Source organism: Nonomuraea sp. B5E05, from assembly GCF_039880665.1.
Lineage (GTDB): Bacteria > Actinomycetota > Actinomycetes > Streptosporangiales > Streptosporangiaceae > Nonomuraea.
In genome coordinates this window covers 1-25,426 of record NZ_JBDPMJ010000041.1, presented here as the reverse complement: position 1 = coordinate 25,426, position 25,426 = coordinate 1, and the positions used below count along the sequence as shown (strand labels likewise).

General features: G+C 70.3%; 31 protein-coding genes and 2 tRNA genes. 22 read left to right on the top strand and 11 right to left on the bottom strand.

All coding sequences use genetic code 11. The features are described from left to right. Positions 1–19: 19 nt before the first annotated feature. From rsfS to ABGB01_RS41995, 11 genes are all read left to right on the top strand, one after another. A complete protein-coding gene (rsfS, locus tag ABGB01_RS42045) occupies positions 20–415 on the top strand; it encodes a ribosome silencing factor (RefSeq protein WP_347779586.1) in 396 nt (131 codons plus the stop codon). Continuing rightward, positions 412–1,041 carry a histidine phosphatase family protein gene (locus ABGB01_RS42040; RefSeq protein ID WP_347779584.1) on the top strand — a complete coding sequence of 210 codons (630 nt, stop codon included), beginning with the start codon at positions 412–414 and terminating at the stop codon, positions 1,039–1,041. Before rsfS ends, ABGB01_RS42040 begins: the two co-directional genes overlap by 4 nt. 130 nt (positions 1,042–1,171) lie before the next feature. Further along, positions 1,172–1,244: transfer RNA gene (locus ABGB01_RS42035), tRNA-Ala, on the top strand. Positions 1,245–1,874: 630 nt separating this feature from the next. Next, positions 1,875–3,197: a hypothetical protein gene (locus ABGB01_RS42030; protein WP_347779583.1), complete on the top strand. Its 1,323-nt coding sequence runs from the start codon at positions 1,875–1,877 to the stop codon at positions 3,195–3,197. A gap of 477 nt (positions 3,198–3,674) precedes the next feature. Beyond that, positions 3,675–4,610, top strand: coding sequence for a GNAT family N-acetyltransferase (locus ABGB01_RS42025; RefSeq protein WP_347779581.1), 936 nt, complete (start codon positions 3,675–3,677; stop codon positions 4,608–4,610). Further along, positions 4,607–5,317, top strand: a complete 711-nt coding sequence (locus ABGB01_RS42020; RefSeq protein WP_347617752.1) for a PIG-L family deacetylase — start codon at positions 4,607–4,609, stop codon at positions 5,315–5,317. The genes ABGB01_RS42025 and ABGB01_RS42020 overlap by 4 nt, the downstream gene beginning before the upstream one ends. 11 nt (positions 5,318–5,328) lie before the next feature. After that, complete coding sequence (locus tag ABGB01_RS42015) at positions 5,329–6,939, top strand: ABC transporter substrate-binding protein (protein WP_347779579.1); 1,611 nt, start codon at positions 5,329–5,331, stop codon at positions 6,937–6,939. After that, on the top strand, positions 6,936–7,916 hold the full coding sequence (locus ABGB01_RS42010) for an ABC transporter permease (RefSeq protein ID WP_347779578.1): 981 nt from the start codon (positions 6,936–6,938) through the stop codon (positions 7,914–7,916). The genes ABGB01_RS42015 and ABGB01_RS42010 overlap by 4 nt, the downstream gene beginning before the upstream one ends. Further along, entirely contained in the window at positions 7,913–8,746 is an 834-nt protein-coding gene (locus tag ABGB01_RS42005; RefSeq protein WP_347779576.1) for an ABC transporter permease, read from the top strand. The genes ABGB01_RS42010 and ABGB01_RS42005 overlap by 4 nt, the downstream gene beginning before the upstream one ends. After that, positions 8,743–9,744 (top strand): ABC transporter ATP-binding protein, encoded by a 1,002-nt coding sequence (locus ABGB01_RS42000; protein WP_347779574.1) that lies wholly within the window; start codon positions 8,743–8,745, stop codon positions 9,742–9,744. The genes ABGB01_RS42005 and ABGB01_RS42000 overlap by 4 nt, the downstream gene beginning before the upstream one ends. After that, the gene (locus ABGB01_RS41995) at positions 9,741–10,736 is read left to right on the top strand and encodes an ABC transporter ATP-binding protein (protein ID WP_347779573.1); all 996 of its coding nucleotides are present in this window, start codon (positions 9,741–9,743) and stop codon (positions 10,734–10,736) included. The genes ABGB01_RS42000 and ABGB01_RS41995 overlap by 4 nt, the downstream gene beginning before the upstream one ends. 31 nt (positions 10,737–10,767) lie before the next feature. Here ABGB01_RS41995 and ABGB01_RS41990 read toward each other — a convergent pair whose 3' ends face one another. Together ABGB01_RS41990 and ABGB01_RS41985 are read right to left on the bottom strand one after the other, a co-directional pair. Beyond that, entirely contained in the window at positions 10,768–12,192 is a 1,425-nt protein-coding gene (locus ABGB01_RS41990; RefSeq protein ID WP_347779571.1) for a cytosine permease, read from the bottom strand. 146 nt (positions 12,193–12,338) lie between these two features. Then, entirely contained in the window at positions 12,339–12,941 is a 603-nt protein-coding gene (locus ABGB01_RS41985) for an SDR family NAD(P)-dependent oxidoreductase (RefSeq protein ID WP_347779569.1), read from the bottom strand. Here ABGB01_RS41985 and sigJ point away from each other — a divergent pair. After that, positions 12,898–13,836 carry an RNA polymerase sigma factor SigJ gene (sigJ, locus tag ABGB01_RS41980; protein WP_347779567.1) on the top strand — a complete coding sequence of 313 codons (939 nt, stop codon included), beginning with the start codon at positions 12,898–12,900 and terminating at the stop codon, positions 13,834–13,836. The two genes, ABGB01_RS41985 and sigJ, sit on opposite strands and share 44 nt — an antisense overlap. 125 nt (positions 13,837–13,961) lie before the next feature. On the opposite strand, the gene ABGB01_RS41975 is transcribed toward sigJ, so the two are convergent. The 3 genes from ABGB01_RS41975 to nhaA all read right to left on the bottom strand — a co-directional run bounded on the left by ABGB01_RS41975 (position 13,962) and on the right by nhaA (position 16,685). Then, complete coding sequence (locus tag ABGB01_RS41975) at positions 13,962–14,294, bottom strand: hypothetical protein (RefSeq protein ID WP_347779565.1); 333 nt, start codon at positions 14,292–14,294, stop codon at positions 13,962–13,964. Between the two features lie 106 nt (positions 14,295–14,400). Further along, positions 14,401–14,841 carry a hypothetical protein gene (locus tag ABGB01_RS41970; RefSeq protein ID WP_347779564.1) on the bottom strand — a complete coding sequence of 147 codons (441 nt, stop codon included), beginning with the start codon at positions 14,839–14,841 and terminating at the stop codon, positions 14,401–14,403. 8 nt (positions 14,842–14,849) lie between these two features. After that, positions 14,850–16,685, bottom strand: coding sequence for a Na+/H+ antiporter NhaA (gene nhaA, locus ABGB01_RS41965; RefSeq protein WP_347779562.1), 1,836 nt, complete (start codon positions 16,683–16,685; stop codon positions 14,850–14,852). A gap of 32 nt (positions 16,686–16,717) precedes the next feature. Between nhaA and ABGB01_RS41960 the strand changes: the two genes are divergently transcribed. Then, positions 16,718–17,353, top strand: coding sequence for a helix-turn-helix domain-containing protein (locus ABGB01_RS41960; protein ID WP_347779560.1), 636 nt, complete (start codon positions 16,718–16,720; stop codon positions 17,351–17,353). Here ABGB01_RS41960 and ABGB01_RS41955 read toward each other — a convergent pair. Next, on the bottom strand, positions 17,329–17,823 hold the full coding sequence (locus tag ABGB01_RS41955; protein ID WP_347779559.1) for a DUF523 domain-containing protein: 495 nt from the start codon (positions 17,821–17,823) through the stop codon (positions 17,329–17,331). The two genes, ABGB01_RS41960 and ABGB01_RS41955, sit on opposite strands and share 25 nt — an antisense overlap. A 126-nt stretch (positions 17,824–17,949) precedes the next feature. On the opposite strand from ABGB01_RS41955, the gene ABGB01_RS41950 reads away from it, so the two are divergent. The 5 genes from ABGB01_RS41950 (at position 17,950) to ABGB01_RS41930 (ending at position 21,267) form a co-directional block, all read left to right on the top strand. Then, a complete protein-coding gene (locus ABGB01_RS41950) occupies positions 17,950–18,312 on the top strand; it encodes a hypothetical protein (RefSeq protein WP_347617765.1) in 363 nt (120 codons plus the stop codon). Then, the gene (locus tag ABGB01_RS41945) at positions 18,309–18,686 is read left to right on the top strand and encodes a hypothetical protein (protein WP_347779557.1); all 378 of its coding nucleotides are present in this window, start codon (positions 18,309–18,311) and stop codon (positions 18,684–18,686) included. The genes ABGB01_RS41950 and ABGB01_RS41945 overlap by 4 nt, the downstream gene beginning before the upstream one ends. A 61-nt stretch (positions 18,687–18,747) precedes the next feature. Further along, the gene (locus ABGB01_RS41940) at positions 18,748–19,077 is read left to right on the top strand and encodes a hypothetical protein (protein ID WP_347779556.1); all 330 of its coding nucleotides are present in this window, start codon (positions 18,748–18,750) and stop codon (positions 19,075–19,077) included. A gap of 139 nt (positions 19,078–19,216) precedes the next feature. Further along, positions 19,217–20,449, top strand: a complete 1,233-nt coding sequence (locus tag ABGB01_RS41935; protein WP_347779555.1) for an MFS transporter — start codon at positions 19,217–19,219, stop codon at positions 20,447–20,449. After that, the gene (locus tag ABGB01_RS41930) at positions 20,446–21,267 is read left to right on the top strand and encodes a metal-dependent hydrolase (RefSeq protein WP_347779554.1); all 822 of its coding nucleotides are present in this window, start codon (positions 20,446–20,448) and stop codon (positions 21,265–21,267) included. The genes ABGB01_RS41935 and ABGB01_RS41930 overlap by 4 nt, the downstream gene beginning before the upstream one ends. On the opposite strand, the gene ABGB01_RS41925 is transcribed toward ABGB01_RS41930, so the two are convergent. Beyond that, on the bottom strand, positions 21,264–21,479 hold the full coding sequence (locus ABGB01_RS41925; RefSeq protein WP_347779553.1) for a hypothetical protein: 216 nt from the start codon (positions 21,477–21,479) through the stop codon (positions 21,264–21,266). The two genes, ABGB01_RS41930 and ABGB01_RS41925, sit on opposite strands and share 4 nt — an antisense overlap. Positions 21,480–21,505: 26 nt before the next feature. On the opposite strand from ABGB01_RS41925, the gene ABGB01_RS41920 reads away from it, so the two are divergent. Next, positions 21,506–21,655, top strand: a complete 150-nt coding sequence (locus ABGB01_RS41920) for a hypothetical protein (protein WP_347779552.1) — start codon at positions 21,506–21,508, stop codon at positions 21,653–21,655. 4 nt (positions 21,656–21,659) lie between these two features. Here ABGB01_RS41920 and ABGB01_RS41915 read toward each other — a convergent pair whose 3' ends face one another. After that, positions 21,660–22,565: an RNA polymerase sigma-70 factor gene (locus tag ABGB01_RS41915; RefSeq protein WP_347779551.1), complete on the bottom strand. Its 906-nt coding sequence runs from the start codon at positions 22,563–22,565 to the stop codon at positions 21,660–21,662. A gap of 75 nt (positions 22,566–22,640) precedes the next feature. Between ABGB01_RS41915 and ABGB01_RS41910 the strand changes: the two genes are divergently transcribed. Then, positions 22,641–22,713: transfer RNA gene (locus ABGB01_RS41910), tRNA-Ala, on the top strand. 116 nt (positions 22,714–22,829) lie between these two features. Here ABGB01_RS41910 and ABGB01_RS41905 read toward each other — a convergent pair. Beyond that, positions 22,830–23,321 (bottom strand): AAA family ATPase, encoded by a 492-nt coding sequence (locus ABGB01_RS41905; RefSeq protein WP_347779549.1) that lies wholly within the window; start codon positions 23,319–23,321, stop codon positions 22,830–22,832. 44 nt (positions 23,322–23,365) lie between these two features. Here ABGB01_RS41905 and ABGB01_RS41900 point away from each other — a divergent pair, with 44 nt between their 5' ends. Then, positions 23,366–23,800 (top strand): GNAT family N-acetyltransferase, encoded by a 435-nt coding sequence (locus ABGB01_RS41900; RefSeq protein ID WP_347779548.1) that lies wholly within the window; start codon positions 23,366–23,368, stop codon positions 23,798–23,800. 149 nt (positions 23,801–23,949) lie between these two features. Here ABGB01_RS41900 and ABGB01_RS41895 read toward each other — a convergent pair whose 3' ends face one another. Next, the gene (locus ABGB01_RS41895) at positions 23,950–24,153 is read right to left on the bottom strand and encodes a DUF4236 domain-containing protein (protein ID WP_132508543.1); all 204 of its coding nucleotides are present in this window, start codon (positions 24,151–24,153) and stop codon (positions 23,950–23,952) included. A gap of 98 nt (positions 24,154–24,251) precedes the next feature. On the opposite strand from ABGB01_RS41895, the gene ABGB01_RS41890 reads away from it, so the two are divergent. Beyond that, complete coding sequence (locus ABGB01_RS41890; RefSeq protein WP_347779546.1) at positions 24,252–25,001, top strand: metallophosphoesterase; 750 nt, start codon at positions 24,252–24,254, stop codon at positions 24,999–25,001. Between the two features lie 54 nt (positions 25,002–25,055). Here ABGB01_RS41890 and ABGB01_RS41885 read toward each other — a convergent pair. Continuing rightward, positions 25,056–25,426, bottom strand: a 371-nt coding sequence (locus ABGB01_RS41885; protein ID WP_347779545.1) for a hypothetical protein, incomplete at its 5' end; no start/stop codon positions are given.

The following is a 25,426-nucleotide window of genomic DNA, read 5'->3' as shown; positions in this document are numbered from 1 at the left end:
AGGAGGACAGACCCGCATCGTGACCGCATCTGACAGATCCGTCCAGCTCGTGCGCATCGCCGCGGAGGCCGCGGCCGACAAGCTGGCCGATGACATCCTCGCATACGACGTGAGCGAACAGCTCGTCATCACCGACGCCTTCCTGCTCTGCTCCGCCACCAACGACCGTCAGGTACGCGCCATCGTCGACGAGATCGAAGAGCGGCTGCGCACCGAGGCCGACGCCAAGCCCGTGCGCCGAGAGGGCGAGCGCGAGGGCCGCTGGGTGCTGCTCGACTACATCGACATCGTCGTGCACGTCCAGCACGAGGAAGACCGTACGTTCTACGCGCTCGAGCGCCTCTGGAAGGACTGCCCGGCCATCGCGCTGCCGGAGAGCGTCATGCAGGCCAATCTGCAGCGGGCCCGCAGTTGAGTAAAAGGATCGTGTGTCTGCGTCACGGGCAGACGTTGTGGAACGTTGAGCGGCGCTTCCAGGGCCACTCCGACATCCCTCTCGACGAGACCGGCATGGCGCAGGCGGCCAGGGCCGCGTCGCTGCTGGCATCGCTGCGTCCGACCCTGATCGTCTCCTCCGACCTCCAGCGGGCCAACGACACCGCGCTGGCGCTCGGGCGGGTCGTCGGGCTCGACGTGGCGGTCGACAAGGACTTCCGCGAGCGCGGCGGGGGTCAATGGGAAGGGCTGACGCGCGAGGAGATCGCCGCGCGCTGGCCCGACGAATACGCGGCCTGGGAGGCGCCGGACGGAGAACCCGTCGGTGACGTGGCCGCCCGGGTGGCGGCCGCCATGCGCAAGTGGGCCGGCCGCATCGACGACGACGGGCTGCTCGTCGTGGCCTCGCACGGGGCCGCGCTGCGGCTCGGGATCTGCGAGTTGCTCGGGCTGCCGGAGGAGCTGTGGCCGGCGCTCGGCGGGCTGGGCAACTGCTCCTGGTCCGTGTTGCAGGAAGGGCGCAAGGGATGGCGGCTGCTCGAGCACAACGCCGGCACCCTGCCGGAGCCCGTCAACAGTGACGACCGGCCGGACGCCGAGGCCTGAGGTCCGGCAGGCCCGTACGGCTCGGGGGCCGTACGGCCTTCCTCCGGTGTTCCGGCGCGATTAGGAGAATCAGCGCGGATGGCTATATGCTCTCCGAGCGCCGCAACGGGTGGGCTCGGAGCGGTGATCAGGGGCTATGGCGCAGTTGGTAGCGCGCCTCCATGGCATGGAGGAGGTCTGGGGTTCGAATCCCCATAGCTCCACCCACGGTTTCGCACGACGGCGGTGTCCTTCATGGGCGCCGCCGTTTTGTCGTCTGTGCAGGCGGCTCGCCGACCCGGCGACCGAGGCCGGCGCCCAGGGCCGCCGCCCGGCGGCTCGCCGCCGCGGCGGTGCTCCCGGCTCGACCGAACCGTGATCGGTTGTCGGGTGTTCGCCTGACACTCCCGCGTGCGGGCCGTCCGTAGGCTCGGACCGGCCACGGTTCAAGCGCGGGGGCGTACGCATGCCTGGCCGCCCCAAGGACGGCAGGGCCCCTCGCTTGGACACGGTTTCCCGGCCCTCGTGGCCACCCAGTCGAAGTTCTGCCGGTCTGTTGTGAAGGGTTGCTGATGTCCACCCCATTCCCGCCGTCCCCGGGGCACGGCCCCGCCAGGCCGCCGCAGGGGCACGGCGGGCGGGGGATGCCGGGGCAGGTGGGCGGTTTCCCGCCGATGGGTCCCGCAGAGCCGGGTCGGGGCGGTCCCGGAGGGCCGTGGCCGGGTGGTCCGGATGGGCGTGGACCGGGTCGGGGCGGCCCCGGAGGGCCCGGGGGGTGGCCGGGCGGTCCTGGAGGGCGGCGGCCGCCGCGGCGTGGCGGTGGGGGGAAGGGGCCGCTGATCGCCATCGTCGCGGTGCTCGCCGTCGTCCTGATCGGCGGGGCGGCCGGAGGGTGGCTGCTCCTCCAGCAGTTCGGCGACGGACCGGGACCGCCCCCCGACCTCACCGGCAAGCGGCCCCGACTGGTGCGGACGCCCTCGGCGACCGCGGCCGCCGAGGTGGTGAAACTACGGCCGATCACCGGGTCCCAGCTCTGTGACGCCATCCCGGACGCCTTGCGCAAGAGCCTGGTCACCGACGGCAAGTACGGCGGAAGGGACGCGTCCACAGGGGCCGCCACAGAAAGCGACAAGCGGGCGAACTGCGGGTGGAGCAATAACAAGATGGACGTCGGCGACGGCGTCATCGGGCATCGCAGCCTGAGCATCTCCGTCCGGGCCAGGAGCACCGAGAGCCAGAACGCGCTCGAGTACGCCAAGGACCAGTTCGAGCAGGACAGGAAGGCCCACGAGCGGCGGGTCAACGTCCGGGACGGCAAGCGGGTCGACGGGAGGACCTCGGGCTCGGCGTTCGGCGAGACCCTCAAGCTCGCGTACGGTGACGCGTCGTACAGCCAGAGCTCGATCGGGCACAGCGGCCTGTCGGCCGAGGTGTACGTCCGGCAGGGGCCATGGCTGATCAAGGTCGAGTACGGCGGCAGCAACCGGACCGGCCGCAAATACCCCGTGGGCGACGAGGTGCGCGCCGCGGCCGGCAAGGTCGCCGAGCGCGTCACCGCGGAGATGGCCAAGGACGCCTCGAAGGTCAAGGTCGGCGGGCCCTGCGGAATCCTCAGCGTCGCGGACGTGCAGTCGGCGTTCTTCCCCGCCGTCACCGGGCCGTCCGTGGGCGACAACGACGGGCGCATCAAGCAGACCACCTGCACCTGGGCCATCCAGGAGGCGGTGAAGCACGAGCCGGGCCAGGAGTACACCGCCAGGGGCGGAAGCCTGCGCATCCACGTCGTCGACTGGGGGAACGACGGCAGCAGCGGGTCGGACTTCCAGTTCGATCGTGATGCCAGGAAGTACGACCGTTACCGCGCCAAGGGCGGCATCGGCAACAGCGTGAGCCACACCACGTACGGGCCCAGGGAGGAGCTCTCAGGGCTCGGGGAGAAGGCGTTCGCCGTGGTGTCCTCGACCACCACGCCTGGAGAGCAGGACGAGGAACCCCGGCGGGAGTTGCTCATCAAGGTCCTGGCCGGCGAGCGCACGGTCGAGTTCACCTTCAGGGGCACGACGGCCGGCGGCGGCATCGTCGAGGCCGACGACTACCAGGCGCCGGTCTTCGAGTCCGGCGCCGCCAAGTCGGCCGTGACGCGGCTGGCCAAGACGTTCCTCGCGGGCCTGAAATAGCGGCTGCGCGGAGGAAGCGCCGGCGGCAGGGGCGCCCTTTCGCGGGCGCGCGGGGCTGATCGCGCGGGTTCGAGCCCGCCGGGCGGACAGGGGGTTGCCCGTCCGGCGGAGGAGCGTGCTGGAGGGGTACCGCCCCTCCAGCACGCACTCCTCACAGCGCGCCTGGCGCGCCGTGCGGCCGTTCCGGTCGCACCGGAGGCCGGCGCGAGCGCGAGGCAGCCGTCGGGTCCGCGCAGGTTGCAGGGCAGGGTGAGCGCAGCCGGCGCAGGAGCGCGGGGCGGGCTTCCAGGGGCGGGACAGACCGGGCGGACGCAACCTGGACAAGCGGGGCGGAGGCGCAACCATCCATAGATACCGCACGCGAAACTAATTTTCCACATTTACTGCTAGATGGAAAATTTCTTCCTACATCGCTTGACCTGGGCGGTTAACACTGGGAAAGCTGTGGCGGGACAGCAGCAGCGTGAAAGGACCCCCATGGTGACTGTCCGCGCGTTCGCGCCCGGCGACGAACGCCCCCTGGTGGACGCCTGGAACAGGAGCATGCCAGGAGATCCCACCACCTCCGGATGGTTGCGCGACTGCGTGCTGCTCGACCCGAACTTCGACCCCGAGGGCCTGCGGGTGGCTGTGGTGGACGGGCGGGTGGCGGGCTGCGCGTACGCCGTCCGCAGGCTGACACCCCTGGCCCCTGGCACCGATCTGGAGCCGGAGACCGGCTGGATCCCGTTCTTCTTCGTCGCACCGGAGCACCGCGGCGGCGGGCTGGGGCGGCGGCTGGTGGGGGAGGCGCTGGCGTTCCTGGAGGGCGTCGGTCGGACGAGGGTGGATTTTTCGTCCTATACGCCGAACTACGTGCTGCCGGGCGCCGACCCGGAGCTCTACCCCGCCGGCTTCCGGCTGCTGGAGTCGCTGGGCTTCCGTACGTTGTACTCGCCGGTCGCGATGGACCGCACGCTCGTCGGCTACGTGACGCCGGAGGACGTGCACGAGCTGCGCGCCAGGCGCGAGAGCGAGGGGTACGTCTTCCGCAATCCTGCCGTGGGCGAGCTGCCGGAGCTGATCCGGTTCGCGGCCGACGCCTTCAACCCCGACTGGGGCGAGGCGATCCGCCACCACCGCGACCCCGAACGCATCGTCATCGCGAAAAAAGACGACATCGTGGGCTTCGCCCTCTACGCGGCCTACCGCGGCATCCCCGAGCGGTTCGGCCCCTTCGGCGTCGACCCGGGGCAGCGCGGCACCGGCCTCGGCAAGATCCTGCTCCATCTCACCATGACGATGATGCGGGCCGAAGGGCTCCACTCGTCGTGGTTCCTGTGGACCGGCGAGACCAGCCCCGCCGGCCACCTCTACACCAAGGCCGGTTACGAGATCACCAGGCGGTTCCATGTGATGAGGCGAGAAGCATGACGCACGTTCTGGCCATCGGCGCCCACGCGGGCGACCTCGACCTGACCGCGGGCGCCGTGCTCGCCCAGCACGTCCTGCGCGGCGACCGCGCGACGCTGCTGCACCTGACGCTCGGCGAGCGCGGCCATCCCCGCATGTCCGTGGCCGACTACGCCAAGCAGAAGCGCGAGGAGGCCGAGACGTTCGCCGAGCGGATCGGCGCCGGCGTGCGCTTCCTCGACTACGAGGACGGCCTGCTGCCCGAGGACGACGAGGTCAAGATGCGCGTCGGCGACCAGATCAGGGAGCTGCGTCCGGACGTCATCCTGACCCATTGGAGCGCGTCCATCCACAAGGATCACGCTCGCACCCACCGCATCGTCGAGGACGCCCGCTTCTACGGCGGGCTGAAGACCCTCGAACGGGAGCAGCCCGCCTACTGGGCGAGCGAGCTCTACTACGCCGACAACTGGGAGGACGCCGAGGGTTACGCCCCCGACGTGTTCGTCGAGCTGAGCGAGGAGGCGTACGAGATCTGGTCGCAGGCCATCACCGGCTACGCCTACGCCAGGGGCGAGACCTACGGCTTCCCCTACGTCGACTACTACCGCGCGCTGACCGTCGTGCGCGGTGCACCAGCCGGATTCGGCCGCGCGCAGGCGTTCGCCGCCCCGAAGGGCTCGCGCGTCCTCCGGACGAAGTATTTCGGAAAGGCAGCCCCCCAATGATCAGGCCACCCGTGAAACGTCTGCTGGCGGTGCTCGCCGCCCTCGCCCTCGCCGGCTGTTCCGGCGGCGGTGGCTCCGGCGGGGGCGGTGAAGGTGAGAACGCCCCGCCGTTGATCATCCACGCCGTGGACGCGGGCACGTTCCAGGAGGACTTCAACCCGTACCACCTCGAAGGCGTGAACTTCGGGACGAGCGGGATGATCCACGAGACCCTCATGTACTTCAACAAGCTCAAGCCCGGCGAGATCACGCCGTGGCTGGCGCTGAAGCACGAATGGTCTGACAAGGGCAAGTCGGTCACGTTCACCCTCCGCCAGGGCGTGAAGTGGTCCGACGGGAAGCCGTTCACCGCCGACGACGTCGCCTTCACGTTCCAGATGCTCAAGGACAACCCGGAGCTCAACAGGAACGCGCTGGAGATCACCGGCGCCGAGGCGCTGGCGCCGGACAAGGTGCGGATCGACTTCGAGAACACCTCCTACGCCAAGCTGTTCAACATCGCCGGCAACTCGCCGATCGTGCCCAAGCACCTGTGGGAGAAGCAGAAGGACCCGGTCACCTTCACCAACTCCAAGCCGGTCGGCACCGGCCCCTACACGCTGTCGAAGTTCTCGGCCCAGCTGTACGAGATGGTCAAGAACCCGTCCTACTGGCAGCCGGGCAAGCCCGAGGTGCCGGTGCTGCGCTTCCCCGCGTACACCGCCAACGCCGTCCAGACGGCGCTCCAGCAGGGCGAGGTCGACTGGGCGGGCGCGTTCGTGCCGGACATCCAGAAGATCTACGTGCAGGGCAAGCCGGAGCAGAACAAGTTCTTCTTCCCGCCCGAGGGCGTGGTGACGCTGCTGCCCAACCTGACCCACCCGATCCTGTCCAAGCCGGAAGTACGCCAGGCCATCAGCCTCGCCATCGACCGCGACAAGATCGTCCGCGTGGCCGAGCGCGGCTACACCAAGGTCGCGCATCCGACCGGCGTGCCGATGCCGGGCGGGGAGGCGTACGTGCCGCCCGAGTACAAGGACGCCGCGTTCAAGGTCGACCTGGCCAAGGCCAAGGAGCTGCTGAAGGGCGTCGACCCGGCCAAGCTGAAGTTCACGCTGCTGGTGCCCTCGCCGTTCACCGACTGGGTCAACGCCGCCCAGCTCATCCGGGAGGACCTCGCCAAGATCGGCATCACCGTCGACACCAGGGGCGTGGCCTTCCAGGACTGGGTGTCCAAGGTCGGCAAGGGCAACTACGAGCTGTCGATCAGGGCCACCGCGTCCGGGCCGACCCCCTACTACCAGATGCGCTCGATGCTCTTCGGCGGCCTGGCCGAGCCCGTCGGCGAGTCCGCGACCGGCAACTACCAGCGCTGGAAGGACGCCGAGACCGACCGGCTGATCGAGGAGTACGCCGCCACCGAGGACAAGGCCGAGCAGCAGAAGACCACGCAGGGGCTTGGCAAGATCATGGTGGAGAAGCTGCCCACCCTGCCGCTGTTCTACAGCCCGTCCTGGGCGCAGTACCGCACGAACAAGTACGTCGGCTGGCCGTCCGAGCAGGACCCGTACGCGATGCCGTCGCCCTACACCTCGCCCGACGCCGCCGTGGTGCTGCTGCATCTGAAGCCGGCCGCCAAGTGAGGTTCCTGGCTCGGCGGCTCGGCTTCTACCTCCTGACGGCCTGGGCCGCGGTCACGCTCAACTTCCTGATCCCCCGGCTCATGCCGGGGGATCCGGTGGAACTGCTCGTGGCCAGGATGAAGGGCAACGTCGAACCGGAGGCCATCGACGCGATGCGCCGCGCGTTCGGCATCAGCGACGCGAACCTCTGGCAGCAGTACCTCGACTACCTGGGCAACCTCGCGCGCGGCGAGCTGGGCCGCTCGATCACCTTCTTCCCCACCGAGGTGTCCACGGTCATCGCCGACAGCCTGCCGTGGACGGTCGGGCTCGTCGGCGTGGCCACCCTGATCAGCTACCTCATCGGGACCTCGCTGGGCGTGCTCATGGCGTGGAAGCGCGGCACCTGGCTCGACGGGGTGTTGCCCGCGGCCACGTTCATGCACGCGGTGCCGTACTTCTGGGTGGCGCTGGCGCTCGTGTTCGTCTTCGGCGTTGTCCTGCAGTGGTTCCCCGTGTCGAGGGCGTACGGGCTGGACGTGATGCCCGGCATGACCGGCGAGTTCGCGGCGAGCGTGCTCTACCACGCGGCGCTGCCCGCCGTCACGATCGTGATCGCGTCGATGGCCGACCGCATCCTCGGCATGCGCAACGTCATGGTGACGACGCTGGGCGAGGACTACGTGGTCATGGCCGAGGCGAAAGGGCTGACCTCGCGGCGGGTCATGTGGGCGTACGCGGCCCGCAACGCGATCCTGCCCAACATCACCAGCTTCGCCCTCTCGCTCGGCTTCGTGGTGGGCGGCTCGGTGCTGACGGAGATCGTCTTCTCTTATCCGGGGATCGGGTCGATGCTCCTCAAGGGCGTGGAGAACGAGGACTTCCCGCTCATGCAGGGCATCTTCCTCGTCATCTCCCTGGCCGTGCTCGTCGCCAACTTCCTGGCCGACCTGGCGTACGTCGTGCTCGACCCGCGAACCAGGCAGGAGTCCGAATGAAGATCAAGATCGGCTTCGGCATCCTCGTCTTCTTCGCGCTGATGGCCCTGGTCGGCCCGCTGCTCATCGGCGCAGACCCCGCCGCCACCAGCGAGGACGGGCTGCAGGGCCCGTCGGCCGAGCACTGGCTCGGCACCACGCAGACCGGCCAGGACATTCTCACCCAGCTCGTGTACGGGGCCCGCATCTCGATGGGCGTCGGCGTGTTGTCGGCCGTCATCGCCAACCTGCTCGCGATCCTGGTCGGCCTCGTCGGCGGCTATTTCGGCGGCGCGGTGGACGAGGTGCTGTCCGTGCTCACCAACATCTTCCTGGTGCTGCCGGCCCTCCCGCTGATCATCGTGCTGGCCGGCTACCTGCCGCAGCGCGGCGTCGGTTCCGTGGCGGTGGTGATCGCGGTCACCGGCTGGGCGTGGGGCGCCCGCGTGTTGCGCGCCCAGACCCTCTCGGTACGGCGGCGCGACTTCGTCCAGGCCGCCAGGGCCAGCGGCGAGGGGCCGCTGCGGATCATCTTTTTCGAGATCATGCCCGTGCTGCTGCCCGTCATCGCCACCAGCTTCCTGGCCACCGTGGTCGCCGCGATCCTGGCCGAGGCCGGGCTGTCGTTCCTGGGCCTGGCCGACCTGTCCACGGTCAGCTGGGGCAGCATGCTCTACTTCGCCCAGAACGGCCAGGCGCTGCTCATCGGGGCATGGTGGTGGTTCATCCCGCCGGGGTTGTGCATCGCGCTCATCGGCACCGGCCTCGCGCTGGTGAACTTCGGCATCGACGAGATCGCCAACCCCCGCCTGCGCACGGTCAAGGTCAAGGTCCGGAAGGCCCGCACATGAACGTCCTGGAGATCCGCGACCTCGGCGTCGACTACCTGTCGCAGACCGGCGCCGTGCACGCCGTCGCCGACGTCTCGCTCGACCTGCGGCGGGGCGAGATCCTCGGCCTCGCGGGGGAGAGCGGCAGCGGCAAGTCCACGCTGGCCAACGCCGTCGCCCGGCTGCTGCGCCCGCCCGCCGTGATCACCTCCGGCTCGGTGGTCTACCACCGCCAGGACGGCACCGCCGTCGACGTGCTCGCCCTCAAGCGGGACGAGTTGCGCGCCTTCCGCTGGAAGGAACTGGCCGTCGTCTTCCAGAGCGCCATGAACTCGCTCAACCCGGTCAGCACCGTCGGCGCCCAGATCGACGACGTCCTGCGCATCCACGCCCCCAAGATGCCCCGCAAGGACCGGGCGGAGCGGGCCGTCGAGCTGTTGCAGCGCGTCGGCATCAGCGCCGACCGGCGGCGGTCGTACCCGCACGAGTTGTCGGGCGGCATGCGGCAGCGCGCCGCCATCGCGATCGCGCTCGCCCTCAACCCCGAGGTCATCATCATGGACGAGCCGACGACGGCGCTCGACGTGGTGGTGCAGCGCGACATCCTCCACGAGATCAGGGCGCTCAGGGAGGAGTACGGCTTCGCGGTCGTGTTCATCACGCACGACCTGTCGCTGCTCATGGAGATCTCCGACAGGATCGCCATCATGTACGCGGGCCGCGTCGTCGAGACCGGCACCGCCGCGGCACTGCACAGGGCGCCGCGGCACCCGTACACGCTGGGCCTGCTCCGCTCGTTCCCCCGCCTGCACGGGCCCCGCGAGGAGCTGCTCGGCATCCCCGGCACCCCACCCGACCTGCGTTCGCTGCCGCCCGGCTGCGCCTTCCACCCGCGCTGCGGGAGGGCCATGGAGGAGTGCTCCACGCGGCTGCCCCTGCTGACCGGTGGTTCGGGCGGGGCGGACGGCGAGGTGGCGTGCCTGCTGAACGGCGGCCGCGGTGTGGAGGAAGCATCATGATCGTTCTTGAGGGCCGTAACCTCACCAAGCACTTCACCTCGGCCCGCGGGCCGCGGGGACGGCTCGGGAGGCGGCCGCCCGTACGGGCCGTGGAGGACGTGTCGATCGCCCTGCGCGCCGGCTCCGTGTCGGCGCTCGTGGGGGAGAGCGGCTGCGGCAAGAGCACGGTGGCCCGGCTGCTCGCGCAGGTCTATCCGGCCACGTCGGGCGAGCTGCTGCTGCGCGGCGAGCCGGTGCGCGCGCATCGCGGGGCGGCGTTCCGCGACTACCGGCGCCAGGTGCAGCTCATCTTCCAGGACCCGTTCTCCTCGCTGAACCCCTTCCACCGGGTGCGTTACCACCTGGCCAGGCCGCTGCGCATCCACGGGCACGCCCGCTCGGACGAGCAGGAGCACAAGATGGTCGCCGAACTGCTCGAACGCGTCAGCCTCACGCCGGTGGAGCAGTTCATGGACAAGCTGCCCCACGAGTTGTCCGGCGGGCAGCGGCAGCGGGTGGCGATCGCGCGGGCGCTGGCCGTCCAGCCTGTCGCGCTGATCGCCGACGAGCCCGTGTCGATGCTGGACGTGTCGATCAGGCTCGGCGTGCTGCGGCTGCTGGAGGAGCTGGCCAAGGAGAGCGGGCTGGCGCTGCTGTACATCACGCACGACATCGCCAGCGCGCGTTACTTCGCCGAGGACATCACGGTGATGTACGCGGGGCGGCTCATCGAGAGCGGGCCCAGCGAGGCGGTCACCCAGTCGCCCCGGCACCCGTACACGCGGCTGCTGCTGGAGTCGGCGCCTGACCCTGACCGGGTGACCCCGCCCGACGCGACCCGGCACGGCGAGCCGCCCAGCCTCATCGACCCGCCCGGCGGGTGCCGTTTCCATCCGCGCTGCCCGGTGGCGCTGCCGGTGTGCTCGAGCGAGGCGCCGGGACGTACGGAACTGGGGGAGGGCCGCTGGACGCACTGCTGGCAGGCGGAGACGCCGGACCCCGTGGCGCGGTGACGTCTCGGGTGACTCCTGGCTCGCCGAATCTTCAGGGCCGCTCCCCTACCCTCGTCCATGTCTGTGCCCGGACGCGGGCCCGCGTCAGCGCGTAGTACAGGCCACCGGCCACCAGTCCCCCCGACAGCCAGGAGAAGTCGGTGTCGTTCAGCGCGCGGGCGATGGGACCCTGGGTGAGCGGCACCATGCCGTACTGCCAGCTCCATGCCGCCACCAGCCCTGCGGCCAGCGCGAGCAACGCGCGGCCGTTGACCGGCCCGTACGGCGAGGCGTCCGCGCGGTACAGGGACGCCACCTCGAGCCGGCCGCGCCTGGTGACGAAGAAGTCCACCAGCAGGATGCTCGCCCACGGGCTGATCCACACCAGGATGGAGACCATCCAGTGGTCAAAGGCCTGCGCGAAGTCGTCGGACTGGACGAAGACCGCCAGCACGGCGGACGCCACGCCGCCGGCGATGAGGGTCAGCTTCCAGCGGGCGATCCGGATGCCGACCGAAAGGGCGGCAAGCGAGCAGGAGTAGAGGTTGAGGATGTTCGTGGCCACGGGACCGTGCATGACGAGGAGCAGGACGGGCACCGCGAGCAGGCCGAACGTGTTCGTCACCAGATCGGAGGGGTCGCTTCCGGTCCCGCTGCTGCTCAGGTAGGCGCCGAGGGCGGCGAGCCAGACCGTGGGCACGTACATGCCGAGCGCCGTCGACCAGAAGACTGATGAGCGGGACGCGCCCGGGCGCACGAAACGACTGTAATCCGCCGAGTAGGGTAGCCAGCTGATGCCCCATCCGACGCCGATCGCGGTCAGCAACTGCGTGATCGCCGTCACCTTGTCGGAAGGTGTGGTGGCGGTGGCGGTGGCCCATTCTGGGTCGACCTGGGCGACGGCCAGGACGGTCATGATCGCCATGATCACCACGGTGGCCGGCACGGTGTACTTCTCGAAGGTACGGATCGCGTAGAAACCGTAGAGCGCCAGCAGGAGCTGGACGGCCATGATGACGGCGGCGACGAGATACTTCAGGCCGACACTGCCGTGCACCCCCATGCGGGCGAGAATGGCCAGGGTAAGGTCCAGCACGACCCAGGTGTTGACCCCGACCCACCCCATGGTCAGCAGGCCCTGGACGACTCCGGGGACGATGGCTCCCTTGATGCCGAACGCCGCCCGGCCGATCACCATCTGGTTGACGCCCGTACGGTGGCCCATCAGATTGAACAGGCCGAAGACGGCGCACCCGATGAGGTTGCCGATCGCGATGACCGTGATGGTTTCGATGAGGCTCAGACCGAGCGTCACCCCCAGGGATCCCAGGACCCAGTTGATGGGCGCGATGTTGGCACCGGTCCAGATCCAGAACTGCTGCCAGGGAGTGGAGTCTCTGGCGGACGCGGGAATGGGCTCGACTCCGTGATCGTCGAAGGGCACGCCGTCCGGGGGAGTGTTCGTGCTCGGGCGCATGGTTGCCTCCTTGGTGATGTGGCCCACAGAACCACGGGGCATCATCGGAGATGAATGGAGACTTCTCCATGACTACGTTGATCCATTGGACAGAGCCACACCGTGTTCCCCCTTCGTTGGTCTGGTGGATCGTTCGTTCCTCCATCTCACCGTGCTGGTCGCGGGCAGGCCGGGGGCGATGGACGAGCCGGTCGCCTGGGTGCACAACACCGAGCTGCCCGCCACGCCCCCTGACCGGCACCGACCCCCGGAGCATCGCCACGTGCCGTCGAAGCTCCGGGGCGTCCGACTGCTACCAGGGCACGGGGCCGTCCGCGCTGAAGAAGCCGGGTCGGTCCATCGGCGCCGAGCGTGGCCAGGCGTACGAGGAGCGTGGCGCCCTGCGCGGGGGTGAGGAACCCGCTGTGGTCGTTGATGTCCGTGGCGACGTAGCCGGGGGCGGCGGCGTTGACCAGGATGCCGTCCTTGCGAAGCTCGTTGGCATATTGCACGGTCAGTGCGTTCAGCGCGGTCTTGGACGGCGAGTACGCGGCCGACGTCGGCAGCCCCGTGAACGGGCCGTCCGGGTCGCCGTTGATGGTCAGCGACGCGCCACCGCTGCTGACGTTGATGATGCGCGGCGCCGGTGACCGCCTCAGCAACGGGAGCATGGCGTTGGTCACCGCGATCACTCCGAAGACGTTGGTCTCGAACACCGCCCGGACCATGTCCAGGTCCACGGTGCTGGGGATCTGGTCGACGGCGTCCATCGGCGAGACCCGCCCCGAGCCAGTGATGCCGCTGCTGTTCTCGATCGCCTACCGGATTCTCGGGAGCGTGAGCGAAGCAGAGGACGCGGTCCAGGAGACCTGGCTGCGTTACGAGGCCTCACAGGCACAGCCCCGGTCGACCAAGGCGTTCCTGTCGGCCACGGTGTCGCGGATCTCGATCGACGTGCTGCGCTCGGCGCGCGTGCGACGGGAGGAATACTCCGGGCAGTGGTTCCCTGAGCCGCTGCTGACCGATCCGTACGCGGATCCGGAGCGGTCGGCTGAACTGGCCGACTCCTTGTCGATGGCCGCTCTGCTGCTGCTGGAACGGCTCAGCCCGCTGGAGCGCGCGGTTTTCGTGCTGCGCGAAGTGTTCGGGTTCGGCTTCGGCGAGGTCGCCTCTGCGGTGGGGCGCTCGGAGGTGGCGTGCCGCCAGCTCGCAGTCCGGGCGCGTCGTCACATGGACGACGGGCGCGCCCGGTTCGAGGCGGATCGCCGCGAGCGGGAAGAACTCGCCGGGCGCTTCTTCCACGCCTTTAGAGAAGGAGACGTGGACGGGCTGCGCGTGCTGCTCGCCGACGACGTACGGATGGTCGGCGACAGCGGCGGCAAGGCGCCGCTGTGGGGCGACGGTGTCTTCGGCGCTGGGCACGTGGCCCGAACGCTGGCTGCCATCGCTACGCCGTTCGCACGGATCGGCGGCGTTGTGGAGTCGCACGAGATGAACGGCCAGCCGGGTGCGATCTTCCGCGACCGGGACGGCAAGATCGTAAACACCTTGACGCTCGACCTCCTCGACAGGCAGGTGCAGAACCTGGGCCCGGTGGCGGACGCCTGGGCGGTCGTGCGCGAGGCGAACCAGGCCCGCAGACCCGGATGGAGCAGACCTGCTTGACACCGACCCGGCTCCCGGCGGCGAAGCGAGCGCGTCCACCTCGCTGCCCGCCACTCGCCTGGGGTGTAGTGGGCCGGCACGCGCCGGCACCACCACGGGCGCGCTCGACACCTGGCCCACGGACGTCACGCGCGCGTGACGGCGGTCTCCGCCTGGAGGGCCCGCGACCCGGCGCCGGCGTCGCTCCGCACCCACAACACCGCCGCCACGGCCACCGCCGTGATCAGCAGCACCAGCCCGCCGGCCACGATCACCCACCACCAGCCGGACCTGGGCGGCCTGGCTTCGTAGAGGGGCACGTCGGGCAGCATGTCGGGGGTGTAGGGCAGGCGCTGCGTGTACGGCGACTCCGGCGGGCCCTGCGAGGGCGGGCCGGGCGGCGGGACCGGGTGCGGGAAGCGATGCCTGATCGTCCGGTTGGGATCAGGTTCCTGCCTGTCTGGCTGCTCTCGCGTCATGATCCCCCCCACGCGCTTGTGAGTTACGCCCACATTGTCACACTTCCGGGGGAAATTCCGTCTATATGACACGACGGAAGCCGCGCGAGAGGGGCGCCGGCGGCCGCTAGCCCTGGCCGCCGTAAGGCGGCTGCCGCCAGCCCTGCTGCTGGGGCTGCGAGGGCTGCTGGGGCTGCTGGGGGTAGGGCTGCTGGTGCTGGATCGGCTGCTGCTGCCAGCCCTGCGCCTGGCCGGGCTGCGGGTAGTGCGGTTGCTGCGGGTCGCGCCGGGCGATCACGCCCGCGATCAGCAGGCCCGTGCCGGTCGCGTTGAAGAGCATGCCGAGTGCGCTGATGAGCATGGCGGCGCCGCCCGCGCCCAGGGCGTCGTACAACGAGGAGGCGACGAACCCGAGGACGACGTTGACCAGCACCCCCACGAGCAGCACGGCGCAGCCCGCCATGCCCAGCGTCGCGCCGCGCCCATGGGCGCGCCGGTTCATGGCGGTCACGATGACGCCGCCCACCAGCACGACGACCATGACGAGGGGGAAGATGATGGTGATCACATTGAGCATTAGGCCGTCTCCGGGGGTTGCGGGGTCTCCTCGACGGTAGTGGATCGGCGGGCTTCGTCCACCGCCTTGCTGATGGAGCCGAGATCCAAGGCGCCCTGATAGCGCACGCCGTTGAGGAAGAGGGTGGGGGTGCCGCGCACGCCGCTGTCGCGGCCCGAGATCTCGTCGGCGGCGATCCTGGCGGTGTGGCGGGAGACGTCCGTCCAGGGCTCGACGTCGATCTGGGCGGCGTAGTGCTCGAGGTCGGCGTCGGTGAGGAAGCGCTGGTTGTCGAAGAGGATGTCGTGCATCTCCCAGAACCGGCCGGTGTCGTCCGCGGACTCGGCCACGACCGCCGCGGAGGCGGCCCGCGGATGCAGCGTGCGCAGCGGGAAGTGCCGGAACACCACGCGCACGTCCGGGTTCTTCCTGAGCAGTTCCTCCAGCACCGGGTGGAGCCGCCCGCAGTAGGGGCACTCGAAGTCGCCGTACTCCACGATCGTCACCCTGGCCTTCGCCGGCCCGCGCACGTGGTCGCCGGGCCCCACCGGCACGGAGAGCAGGTCGGGCAGCTCCTCCTCGGGCTCCGCGTCGGGCGGCGCGCACACCCCGCCCCGGTCCCACGCCAGCTTGAAGATCAACCATCCCAGCACCGCGGACAGCAACGACCCCGCCAGGATCCCGATCTTCGCCTGCGACTGGATGCCCGGGTGGTCGTCGAAGGCCAGGTCCACGATGAACAGGGAGACGGTGAAGCCGATCCCGGAGACCGCCGCGCCGCCGAACAACTGCCCCCAGACCAGGTTGCCCGGCAGGCTTCCCCACCCGAACCGCAGCGGCACCCACGTGCCCAGCGAGATGCCGACGAACTTGCCCAGCACCAGCCCCAGCGCCACACCGATCGACACGGGCGAGGTGACGGCGGCCCGCAGGGCCTCGCCGTCCAGCACCACCCCTGCGTTGGCCAGCGCGAACACCGGCACGATCACGTACGAGCTCCACGGCTGCAGCCGCAGCCGCAGCCGCTCGTTGACGGAGACGGCCCGCTGCACCCGCATCGTGGCCTCCCTGGCGGCCTGCGCGCTCGGCGAGCTGGTGAACGAGTGCACGGCCTCACCGGCGAGCAGCAGCTTCTGGTCGGTCGGCGCGTAGACGAAGACCAGGATGCCCAGCGCGATGCCGACCAGCGTGGGATGGATCCCGCTCTCCAGCGTGGCCACCCAGAGCCCGAAGCCCAGCACGATGTACGCGGGAGCCCGCCAGATCTTCAGCTTGCGCAGGGTCAGGATGGCGGCGAGCAGCCCGAACGCGGTGAGGAGCGCGGGAACGGACAGGCTGTCCGTGTAGAACAGCGCGATGACCAGGATCGCCAGCACGTCGTCCACGATGGCCAGCGTCATCAGGAACGCCCGGAGCGGATCGGGGCAGCGGGCCCCCACGACGGCGAGCACGCCCAGCACGAACGCGGTGTCGGTGGCGATCGGCACGCCCCAGCCGACGGCTCCTGGCCCGCCGAAGTTCAGCAGGAGGTAGATCCCGGCAGGGACGAGGATCCCGCCCAGCGCCGCCACGGCCGGCACGGCGAGGAGCCGGCGGTCGCGCAGCTGCCCGAGCCGCACTTCGTACGACACCTCGAGGCCGATGAGGAAGAAGAAGACCGCCATCAGGCCGTCGTTGACCCAGTGCCGCAGGTCGAGCGAGAACAGCGCGTCATTGAAGGAGATGCCTGTCGGTATGTGCCAGAAGGCCTCGTACGTGTCGCCCCACGGCGAGTTCGCCCACAGCAGGGCGAGCACGGTGGCGCCGAGCAGCACGGTCGTGCTGCCCGCTTCCGTTCTCAGAAACGCCCGCAACATGGCAGTTCACCCCCAGGTGTCCGATCCTAAAGGTGCCTGGAACATCGCCTTCGAGCTGCCCGGCCCGCACTCTGCCGGCGGAGCGAAGCCGGTACGCCGAGGCGACCGTCGCCGACATCGTCGAGGCGTCCGGCATCAGCGTCGGCAGCCTCTACCACCACTTCGGCGGCAAGCCCGGCCTGGTGATCCGCCTGGTGAGACGGCTGCTCCCTACCTCCGACGGCGTATCCGAGCCGTCTCCTTGGGGACGACGACACGGCGTGCGGCCGGATGCGAGCGTGGACCGCATGGACGCTCTCCGCAGGGCGCTGGGCTGGCTGTCCGCCTGCTACGCGCTGGTCTTCCTGACGTTCGCGCTGCCGCATTGGGGCGTCGTGCCCGGCCTGATGGGCGAGCCCGTGATCATCCCGGCCGCGGTCGTCGAGACGCTGTGCGTGGCCGCCGTGCTCGTCGGCGCCCGCGGCGCGCTGGCCGGGCGCTCCTGGGCCTGGAACGGGCTCGTCTACAGTCACGCGGCGGCGCTGGGTGGGGTGGTGCTGGGCATTCTGGCCATGGCGCTCGGCGGGGCCGCGGGCTCGGCGCTGCTCACGTGGTATCACGGCTCGATGGCGGCCGTGCTCGCCGCGGGCCTCGCCGGAGCCTTCTACGTCTCCAGCGTGCGCAGGTAGGCGGCGGCCTCGTCGAGCCGGCCCTCGCCGAACACGCGGATGCCGTCGAGCTCGAGCAACGCCGTCGTGACGCCCTGACCCGGCGTGCGGCGCCCCTCGAAGGTGCCGTCGTAGATGGAGAGCCCGCCGCACGAGGGGCTGCCTTCCTTGAGCACCGCCATCCGGATCTCGGACGAGCGCGCCAGCGCGAGCGCCGACCGCGCGCCTGACAGGAACGCGGCCGTCACGTCGGACCCGTCGGCTGCCAGCACGCGCGCCGCGCCCGAGAGCACGGCCGCGCCGCCCGCGCCGCCCTCGATCTCGGCGGCCGGGCGCGGGACCGGCAGCCCGCCCTCGACCTCGGGGCAGAACGGCACCAGCCGCCCCTCCGCGCGCCACGTGGCGAGCAAGGCGTCGGAACTGGTCTTCGCGCCGCCGTCGTAGCGCACCTTGCGCCCCATCAGGCAGGCGCTGACGAGGATTCTTTCCACGACTTCGATCCTATGAGCGCGATCGGCACCAGCGAGACGGCGGCCCGGCGACCACTTCGAGCGCGGGCTTACCTGGGTGCTGGACGGAATCGAGGCCGACCTGCACGGGCGATAGCCTTACCTGCGATGAACACCGTCGTCTCCACGATCGTCATCGCCGGCTCCCTGCTGCTCATGCTCATGAGCCTGGTCGTCGCGATCCGCAACCGGCCGATGGGCATGGTGCTGCTGTCCGGGTTCGCCCTGCTCGAGGTGGCCCTGCTCGTCCAGGCCGGCTTCGTGATCGCGGCGGTGGCCGGCGGAGCGGGGCCCGGCGACAAGGTGACGCTGTTCGGCTACATCGGCGGCGGGGTGCTGATCCCGCCCGCCGGGGTGTTCCTGGCGCTGGCCGAGAGGAGCAGGTGGGGGCCGGCCATCCTGGTCGTGGCCGGGTTCGCGATCGCGGTGATGAACGGGCGGCTGCTGCAGATCTGGCAGGGCGTGGCGTGAGCGCCGCCATCGGCTCCGGGCCCGGGCGCGCCCTGATCGCCGTCTACGGGCTGTTCTCGCTGGCCGCGGGCGCGCGTGCGGCCGTGCAGATCGCCGGCCGGTTCTCCGAGGCGCCGCTGGCCTACTCGTTGTCGGGCTTCGCGGCGCTCGTCTACATCGTGCTCACCGTGGCGCTCCTGCGGGGCGCGCGCGGACTGGCGCTGGCCGCGCTCGGCATCGAACTGGCCGGTGTGCTGATCATCGGCACCGCCAGCCTGGTGGATCCGTCGGCGTTCCCCGACGAGACGGTCTGGTCGGCGTACGGCAGGGGTTACCTGTTCATCCCGCTCGTGTTGCCGCTGGTGGGTCTCTACTGGCTGCTGCGCCGTCGGTGACGGCGGCCCGCGCGGCGTTATCGCCGTGCCCGCCGGGGCAGTGGCTGATCCCATGAGGGGCGTGGTGACCTTCCACCGCATCGACGACACGAGGACCAAGGTCACGCTCCAGATGGAGTACGACCCCGAGGGCTTCGTCGAGACCGCGGGCGACTGGCTCCAGATCGTCCGCATGCGCGTCACGAACGACCTCAACCGCTTCAAGGAGTTCATCGAGTCGCGAGGCCGCGAGACGGGCGGCTGGCGCGGCGACGTGCCGGGAGCGCGCCAGCGCGGCTCGACGTACGGCGGGGAGCAGTCGGTGCCGCCCGGCACTGTCGGCGGCGGCGGGGCGCCTCCCGGTGGCACGCTTCCGCCTCCCGGGCCGGTGCCGCCGCGTCCTCTTCTCTGACCGGAGCGTCATTCACCGACATCGCCCCCGGGCCCCGCGAGGTTCGGGGGCTTGCCATGGGTCAGGAATAAAACGCCCTTTAACTCCTGTTAGGCTGGTGATTCATCCCATGATTTGATGAACGGAGGATCTCCGGCGTATGAGCGTGCTCGCCCAAGAGTCCAGAGGCCGTACCAGCCCTCTCGCATGGCTGCTCGTGCTGGGGATCGTGCTCGCCGCGCTCAACCTGCGCACCGCCGTCACCAGCGTGGGGCCGCTGCTCGACGAACTCGCCGGCGCGCTCGGCATGACGAGCGTCGGCACCGGCGTGCTCACGACGCTGCCCGTGCTGGCCTTCGCCAGCGTCGGCGCGATCACCCCCACGCTGGCCAGGCGCGTGGGTGAGCACCGGTTGCTGCTGCTCGCCCTCGTCACGCTCGGCGTGGGCATGCTCATCAGGTCAATGGCGGGATCCGCCGAGATATTCCTGCTGAGCAGCGCGGTGGCGCTGTCCGGCGGAGCCGTCGGCAACGTGCTCATCCCGACGCTGATCAAGCGGCACTTCCCGGCCCGCACCGGGATCATGACCACCGTCTACACCACGGCTCTGGCCGCCGGCACCATGCTCGCCGCCGCCGCGACCGTCCCGATCGAGCGTGCGTCAGGCGACTGGCACGTCGCGCTCGGCGTGTGGGCGGCCCTGGCCGCCGTGGCCGCCGTTCCCTGGCTCGCGCTGCTGCGCAGTGAGCCGGAGCGGGACACGGGCGCCGGGGACGCGGGCATCCGCCGGATGGTCAGAAGCCGGCTGGCGTGGACGGTGGCGATCTATTTCGGCACCCAGGCGATGATCGCGTACATCATGTTCGGCTGGCTTCCCACCATCCTCATCGACGGCGGCTACACCACGTCGCAGGCCGGGCTGATCCTGGGAGTGTTCACCGCGCTGAACATCCCGGTCTCCATCGCCACGCCCATGGTCGCCTCCCGCTTCCGCGACCAGCGACCCGTCGTGGTGGGGCTCGTGGCGTTCTACGCGGCGGGGTTCCTCGGGTTGTGGTTCGGTCCCGCGTCCATGGCGCCGGCCTGGATCGTGCTGGTGGCCGTGGGCATGGGTTCGTTCCCGCTGGCGCTGATGATGCTGGCGCTGCGCACCCGCACCCCGGAGGCCACGGCCGGGCTGTCGGCCTTCGGGCAGAGCGCCGGCTACCTCATCTCGGGTGCGGGACCGCTGCTCGTCGGCGTGCTGCGCGAGGCCACCGGCGGGTGGGCGCTGCCGTACACGATGATTTTCCTGGTCCTCGTGGCGCAGCTCTGCACGGGCCTGTACGCGGGCCGCGACCGTTACCTGGAGGACGAGAGGCGACCCGCCGCGGCTGGGAAGATCGACGGATGAGATCCACTGTCGTCACCTTCCCGTCCGGCCGGGTCAGCGGCCGCTCGCGCATCGCGGGAGCCGTGCCGGTGGGGGACCGGCATGGCCTGGTCGTCGCCGAGACGCCCTTCCACCCCCTCGACCACACCTGGCCCGACCAGCCCGCCGATCGGGGCACGATCGCGGGCCTGCCGGTTCTCGACTGCGTCACAGGGGCCCAGTCGAGCACCGGCGAGGTGTTCGCCGGAGGGGACATTCCGGTGCGGCGCGGCGCCGAGGGGTGGGAGTGGCTGGTCCTGCACGTCACCTCGGAGCCGCTGCCCGTGGGCGTCGAGGTGGAGCTGGAGGTGGACGCCGGCTTCCGTGCGGGGCTCTCGGCCGGCCACACCGCCTGCCACCTGGCCGCGCTCGCCCTCAACGCGGCGCTGGCCGACCGCTGGCGCAAGGAGCCGGCGCTCGACGGGCTCGGGCGGCCCGACTTCGACCAGGCGGCGATCACCTCGTCACGGATCGTGCCGCGCGGCAGCGTGGACGTCTACCGCCTGGGCAAGTCGTTGCGGAAGAAGGGTTTCTCCGCCGAAGGGCTGGACCTGGCGCAGGTCACCCGGCACGTGAACGAGCGGCTCGCCGCCTGGGTGGCCGCCGGGGCGCCGGTCGCCGTCGACGTGCCGGGGCCGGAGCTGACGGCCCGGCGCACCTGGCGGTGCTCGCTTCCGGAGGGTGAGGCGTCCATCCCGTGCGGCGGCACGCACGTGAGCACCACGGCGGAGCTGGGGCGGGTCGAGGTCGCGTGCACGCTGGAAGAGGCGACCCTGACCATGCGCACCACCTGCGCCTAGCGAAGCCCTGCACGGCCGGCGTACGCGAGCGCGTCGGCGCGGGCGACCCCCGGGCGCTGCCGGCCACGATCGGCATCGACCTCGACGCGGTGCACCGCCGCACCAGGCCGGGCACGGACGAACCTGGCCTGTGGAGGCTGCGCCGCTCGCGGGTCCGCCCGCTGCGCGTCACCCTGTACGGGCCGCTCGGGCAGCTCCCGCTGGCCATGCACGCCAGAAAGGTCGTCGAGGTGGCGGCGTGGCGGCCGGGGCCGGTCACGGGGGGCGGCTGCTGTGGGGCCTGCTCGCCGATCCCGCCAACGGCGCCGCCGTGATCCTCGCGGACGCGGGCGTGGACCTGCCGGCACTCGTACGGGAGGCGGGCATCCCCACCCGCCGCGCCGCCTGACCGGTCAGCGGGCCTCGTTCGCCGCCGGCTCCAGATGGGCGATCTTGTCCGGGTTGGCGATGAGGTAGATCGTGCTGATCCTCCCCTCCGAGACCTCCAGCGAGATGACCGACACCACCCGCCCGGCCGCCGAGATGACCATCGCCGGGGCGTTGTTCAGCACCGCGGAGCCGAAGGAGACCCCCTCCGCCCGCGCCAGGCCGACCGAGCTCATGAAGCGGGCGAGGTTCTCGGGGCGGCTGATCGACACCAGGAAGCGGCCGACGTTCTCCGCCCCCGTGATGGTCCGCAGCGCGGCCCTGGCCTTGCCGCCGCCGTCGGTGACCATCGTGACCTCGTCGGCGAACATCGCGATCAGCGTGTCCAGGTCCCCCTCCGCCGAGGCGTTGACGAACCGCTCCGTCATCCGCCTGCGCTGCTCGCGGTCCACGTCGAACCGCGGCCGCTTCTCGCGTACGTGCTCGCGCGCCCGCCGGGCGAGCTGCCTGGTGGCCGGTTCGCTGCGTGCGATGATCTCCGCGATCTCGGCGAACGGCAGGTCGAACGCCTCCCGCAACACGAACACGGCCCGCTCAAGCGGCGACAGCGTCTCCAGGACCACGAGCAGCGCCAGCTCCACGGATTCGGCCAGCTCGGCCTGCTCGGCGGCGTCCGGGGCGGTGCTGATCGGCTCGGGCAACCACGGCCCGACGTACGACTCGCGCCGCGACTTCGCCCACCGCAGCCGGTCGAGGGCCAGCCGCGAGGTCACCCTGACCAGATAGGCCCTGGCGTCGTCGACGCCCGCCTCGTCCACCCTTGACCAGCGCAACCACGCCTCCTGGACGACGTCCTCGGCGTCGGCGACGCTGCCGAGGATCCGGTACGCGACCCCGGCCAGCAGGCTTCTGTGCTCCTCAAACGTCGACATGACGTCTAAGACGTATCACGAGTGCTTCGGTGTGACACGAGGGCTCCGGATCTCCTATACACTTGGTGATCGCAAGGGGCTATGGCGCAGTTGGTAGCGCGCCTCCATGGCATGGAGGAGGTCTGGGGTTCGAATCCCCATAGCTCCACAACATTGTTCAGGACCGGCCTTCGTCTGATGACGAGGGCCGCTTGCGTGTTCGGACGAGGTCCGGCCGCCGTTCGCGAGGTCCGGGACGGTCGGCGAAGCCTCCGGACCCCGCCGTCAGGGCGGGTCGAAGAGGGCGAGTTCGTCCCGGTGCGGAGCCTCGAAGAGGCGGGCCCACTCCTCCAGCATGTCCCGCGTGATCGGGACCGTGTCGCCGGCTCCGCTCGTGTTGCGCGACTCCAGGCGTCGGCAGAGCTCGTCGATCGGCGCCGCGAGATAACGCAACTCCACGGCCGCCCCAAGGGCCCGGGCGGCCAGCCGAAGCTCGTCGCGCTCGGCCCGCGACCAGAAGCCGTACTCCAGGACCACGACCTGACCGAGCCGCAGCAGCTCCTGGGCGTGCCGCCAGAGTTGCCGTTCCAGCCGGTCGCGGGCCCTGTCGTCGAAGAGGTCGAGGTCGAGGCGCGCCAGCCATTCGTCCGGGCACAGCCGCACGGCCGGGAGCTCGGCGGCCAGGCGACGGGCGAGCGTCGTCTTGCCCGCGCCCGGCAGGCCGCACACCAGGATCAACCGCCCCGCGCCAGGAGGGCGTGTCCGCGCTTCCCGCATAATCGGAGATGTCCTTCGCAGTGAGAGGTCAAGGAGTCCCATAAGTGGTGGTCATCGCTCCCGAGCGGTCGTTCGACGAAGCCGAGATCTTCGCACTCTACGATTCGGTCGGCTGGGGACCGTGGACACGTGACATCGCCAGGGTCTGCCGGAGCCTGGCCAACTCGCATCTCGTCATCACCGCCAGGGACGAGTCGGGGCGGCTCCTCGGCCTGGCGCGGACGGTGTCGGACGACGAGATGATCTGCTACGTCCAAGAGTTGCTGGTCGAAAAGGAGTTCCACGGTCAGGGCATCGGGCGGCGGCTGCTGGAGCACCTGAAGGAACGTTACGCGCACTGCCGCTATTTCATGCTGACCACCGACCACGAGTCCACGCGGGAAGGACCGGCCAACCACGCCTTCTACCGGCGTCTCGGCCTCATCGAGCACCACGAGCAGAAGTTGTCGGCGTTCGGGCTGAGGGTCGGGGACACCTGAGTGCTCCACCGGCCGCGTGCTGTCAGAGGTATGACGATCTTCGGCCCTGTCATCGACGTACCTGGACGTGTCCTGGGCCGCCACGGACGTCGGCAGCCCCGCGTGGCTCGCCATCGGGCGCGAGTACACCGAGGGGAGCGGGTTACGCTTCAGTAATGCCGGTGATGTCTCCGCGACCCCAACGTCTTGCCTATGTGGAACCCGCCCGGCAGGTGCACGGACACGTGGCGGCGGCCGTCGGGGCCCGTCGTGACCCGGAAACGCCGGTTGCCGAAACTGTGGCCGACGCCGCGCCGCGACAGGTTGATCCGGAACGGCCCCACCTTGATCGATTTTCTGTAGTGCCAGCCCAATGCCCCTCCTCCGGCTTCGTACGCTCATCCGGAAGAACGACCGGGCCGCCCGCGGGGTTCCTCCCGCCGGGCCGTGACCATCGGAAGGATCCGCGCTCATGATCGTGATCGCCCATCTGAGCGACATCCACGTCGGCGCCACGCCCGACGCCGTCGCGCGCGCCGACAGGGTGATGCGCTACCTGGACGCGCTGCCGTACGACCTCGACGCGGTGCTGGTGACCGGCGACGTCGCCGATCACGGGCTGGCCGAGGAGTACGAGCAGGCCGGGAAGGTGCTCACCTCGCGTCACCCCGTACTGACCGGGCCCGGCAACCACGACGTGCGGGCGGAGTTCCGCCGGGTCCTGCTCGGTGAGCAGCATCTGGTTGACGGGCCCGTCAACCAGATGCTCCGCACCGACCGCGCGATCTACGCCATGTGCGACTCGTCCATCCCCGGCGAGAACGCCGGGCGGCTGGAGGACGAGACGATCACCTGGCTCGAAGGAGTGCTGGACGGCGCCGACCGCCCGGTCTTCGTGGCGTTCCACCATCCGCCGGTGACGCTGCAGAGCCCGCCGCTGGACGGGATCAGGTTGCACCGGCCGGAGCGGCTGGAGGAGCTGCTCACCGGCCGTGCTGACGTGCCGGCCGTGCTGGTCGGCCATGCGCACATGCCGGCCGCCACCACGTTCGCGGGGCGCCCGCTGCTGGTCGCTCCCGGGGTCGTGTCCACGGTGAGGCTTCCGTGGGAGGGCGGCACGACGTTCGACACCTGCATCGACTACGACCTGCCGCCGGCGCTCGCGTTCCACGTGCTCGACGGCGAGGGCCGGATGACCACCCACTACCGCCTCGTCCCGTAGCCGCACCGCGCGGTTCACGTCAGGGGAAGGTGACGTGTTGAGAGCTGTCCTGCGTCACCGATTGCAGGTCGACACATGCCAGTACGGGTCCCAGATCACGTTGGTGCTCCGGCCGCCCGCGTACCTTGCGATGATCTCTCTTTGCTGGTTGCGGAAGTTCACGGTCAGCGACCCGTGATTATGTGTGTCCCATTCCCCTTTGAAGTTTTCCAGCGTGAAACGGCCGCAGCCGCTGAATCGCCAGATGTGGTAGCGCCCCGGAGTTCCTTCCTGGATGGTGCAGAACGCATCACCGCATTGAGCCTTTCCGCGTAACGGATCACGACCTTGTGTGATCACATCTTCGGTTAGGTGTGGCGTCCGTGTTCGAGACGGAGGAGGACGAGGGCCGCCCGGGTGATCGCGCCGATTCGCCAGGGGTCGAG